Source organism: Rhizobium sp. BK112 (assembly GCF_014193215.1).
Lineage (GTDB): Bacteria > Pseudomonadota > Alphaproteobacteria > Rhizobiales > Rhizobiaceae > Rhizobium > Rhizobium anhuiense.
In genome coordinates this window covers 1-1559 of record NZ_JACHYZ010000043.1, presented here as the reverse complement: position 1 = coordinate 1559, position 1559 = coordinate 1, and the positions used below count along the sequence as shown (strand labels likewise).

Below are 1559 nucleotides of genomic sequence, written 5' to 3'. Positions count from 1 at the left end.
TCGGGTGGTGTGGTTGCCAGCGGCAACGTGCTGACCAACGACACCGATCCGGATGCCGGTGATACCAAGACGGTCACGGCCGTCGTTTTCGGCGCGACATCAGGCACGCTTGGTTCGGCGCTGAACGGCACCTATGGCAGTCTCGTGCTCAACGCATCGGGCGTCTATAGCTATACCGTCAACGAGACCAATGCGGCCGTCCAGGCATTGCGCCAGTCGACCAACACGCTGAGCGATGTCTTCAGCTACACGATGCGCGACACTGCCGGCGCCACGGCCACGGCCAACCTCACCGTCACCATCCATGGCGCCAACGACGCGCCGGTGCTGGCCGTCCAGACGGTGGCCCAGAACGCCACCGTCGGCTCGGCCTTCTCCTTCGTGCTGCCGACGACCACCTTCACCGATGTCGACAGCACCGAGACGCTGGCCTATACGGCAACGGCTGCCGATGGCACGGCGCTGCCCGCCTGGTTGGCCTTCAACGCCTCGACGCGGACCTTCTCCGGCACGCCGACGGCAACCGGCACCTACGGCGTCAGGGTGACGGCAACCGACCTCGGCGGCCTTGCTGCCAACGAGACCTTCAGCATCGCCGTATCGACGGCTGGCAACAGGGCGCCGACGGCGGTTGCCGATGCGGGTGATGCGACGGAGAAGGGTGGTGTCGCCAATGGCTCGGGTGGTGTGGTTGCCAGCGGCAACGTGCTGACCAACGACACCGATCCGGATGCCGGTGATACCAAGACGGTCACGGCCGTCGTTTTCGGCGCGACATCAGGCACGCTTGGTTCGGCGCTGAACGGCACCTATGGCAGTCTCGTGCTCAACGCATCGGGCGTCTATAGCTATACCGTCAACGAGACCAATGCGGCCGTCCAGGCATTGCGCCAGTCGACCAACACGCTGAGCGATGTCTTCAGCTATACGATGCGCGACACTGGCGGCGCCACCGCCACGGCCAACCTGACCGTCACCATCCACGGCGCCAACGACGCGCCGGTGCTGGCCGTCCAGACGGTGGCCCAGAACGCCACCGTCGGCTCGGCCTTCTCCTTCGTGCTGCCGACGACCACCTTCACCGATGTCGACAGCACCGAGACGCTGGCCTATACGGCAACGGCTGCCGATGGCACGGCGCTGCCTGCCTGGTTGGCCTTCAACGCCTCGACGCGGACCTTCTCCGGCACGCCGACGACAGCAGGCACCTACGGCGTCAGGGTGACGGCGACCGATCTCGGCGGCCTCTCGACCAACGAGACCTTCAACATCGCCGCATCGGCGGCGCCAACGACCTACAGCCTGTTCAACGCCTCCAGCACGCCGACCCAGACGAACCTCAACGATGGTCAGCAGCTCGAGCTCGGCGTCAAGTTCCAGTCGAACGTCGCCGGTGATGTCACCGGCATCAAGTTCTACCGCAGCGCCAATGACAACGGCCAGAACGTCGTCGACCTGTGGACCACGACCGGCACCAGGCTTGCCACCGCCACCTTCAGCAACACCACGGCGAGCGGCTGGCAGACGGTGAACTTCACGACGCCCGTCACCATTACCGC

General features: G+C 65.5%; 1 protein-coding gene. It reads left to right on the top strand.

All coding sequences use genetic code 11. The features are described from left to right. Window positions 1-1559, top strand: a 1559-nt coding sequence (locus FHT75_RS35640; RefSeq protein ID WP_183851518.1) for a putative Ig domain-containing protein, incomplete at both ends; no start/stop codon positions are given.